The organism is Bradyrhizobium sp. IC4060, from assembly GCF_020193715.1.
GTDB classification, from domain to species: domain Bacteria; phylum Pseudomonadota; class Alphaproteobacteria; order Rhizobiales; family Xanthobacteraceae; genus Bradyrhizobium; species Bradyrhizobium yuanmingense.
On sequence record NZ_JADYVJ010000051.1, the window covers coordinates 1 to 1583 of the forward strand.

Here is a 1583-nt window from a genome sequence, read left to right on the forward strand (position 1 = left end):
AATAATGTGATGGAGCATTCATGACTGGCAATGGGCCGCCGTGACAATCAGCGGGCAATGCAGAAGCTACCGGAGCAGAAGATGGCTGCCGAACACGATGACGTGCCTCTCAATGCTATCCGGGCGTTTGTGACCATTGCGCGCGAGGGAAGCGTAACGCGTGCAGCGAGCTCATTGGGAACGACACAGAGTTCGGTCAGTCGTTATTTGGCTGTGTTACAAGACTACTTTGGTACGGATCTTGTGCAACGGCGAGGCCGGCGGAGTGAATTGACGGAGTTCGGAAGACTCTTCGCGAACGCTGTTGCCGAACCGCTCGACACAGTGTGTTTCACGGCGAAGAGAATGCGGCGTAAAAGCCGAACGGACGCTAATCGAATCGTGGTCCGCACGTCTCTTTCCACCTTCGCATACTCCTTTCTGATTCCAAATCTCCAGGCGTTCTCTGCTGAGATGGGCGGCGTAGTCGTCGACGTGATCAGTTCATTGTCTCCGCCGAGATCCTCCGACAATTTCGACATCTTGCTTACTCGCGATCTTTGTGTCGTTGAACCGGCCGACGATTGGGCAATCCACAATGTGACGCTCGTATGCGTAGGCTCGCCAAATCATGTCATGGGAAAAACGCTCGCAACTGTCCGTTCGATGCCAATTCTGAATATCACATCGCGGCCCGACATACTGCCCACATGGCTCAGGGCCATGAACCTGACCGCAAAGGACATCAAGTCGGGGGCGCGATACGATCATAATTACCTTGCTTTGCCGGCCGTCATAACCGGGAAATGCCTGCTGGTAGCGCCTGAAATCATTGTCAGCGATCTCGTGCGCACGGGGGCGCTCCATGTGATACCGGGATCGCGTACTCCAAGCGGCATGCAGTATAGGGCCTATGCGGTGGACCGAAGTGACAATCCCGAAGTCGCTCGTGCCTTTTGCCGATGCGTCGCTCGGCTCTGTAAAAAGGCCGTAATTCCGGAAGCCTAATCGCGTATCGGTGATAGCAGGAGTTCGATCGATGCTTTGAATGATGCAAGCGCGTCCAATTGCACATGCAGACCCCTTCCGATCGACGGCGAGACTCTTTTTTTGGCGAGAACCGCGGCCAACCCGCAGTCCAGAACGCTAACGGCCCCCGCCAGAACCCTTTCCCGCCTTCAACCGGCCAACTACAATCGTCATGTGAGATATCCGGACCGTATCATCAATCAAAAGGTCAGGACCCCTCGCCCCTGTCTTTGCGGTTATCGACGGAGCAATGCGCGATAGCCGCCTCGCATGAGACGCAGTCCCGTATGGACGAGGCGAATGGTCCGGCTGCGGAGATGGTTTGTTCTTTCAGCCGCGATCGGGAGTACGATGCTTATCGAATAGACCTTGCGGATCTCCCGATAGCCATTTTCTTTCAGCGACCCATCGACTGCATGGAAGGCGAGGATGAGCCGATGACGGGTCAAGATTGGCAGCGCCAGAGCAGGTGGTCCAAGGGGCCGCCGTTCGAGCGCCAGCGAAAGTCGATGAGCTGCCCGCAAACGAACCTCGAAATTGCGATCGAGCGGCAGGTCGACAGCAACCGATGAGGC

At 56.2% G+C, this 1583-nt stretch carries 2 protein-coding genes; one reads left to right on the plus strand and one right to left on the minus strand.

The window, feature by feature from the left end; translation table 11 throughout:
* The first annotated feature begins 81 nt into the window (after nucleotides 1-81).
* On the plus strand, nucleotides 82-987 hold the full coding sequence (locus I6F16_RS37390) for a LysR family transcriptional regulator (RefSeq protein WP_225174763.1): 906 nt from the start codon (nucleotides 82-84) through the stop codon (nucleotides 985-987).
* Between the two features lie 257 nt (nucleotides 988-1244).
* On the opposite strand, the gene I6F16_RS37395 is transcribed toward I6F16_RS37390, so the two are convergent.
* On the minus strand, nucleotides 1245-1583 hold a 339-nt coding region (locus I6F16_RS37395), incomplete at its 5' end, for a DUF2285 domain-containing protein (protein ID WP_225174764.1).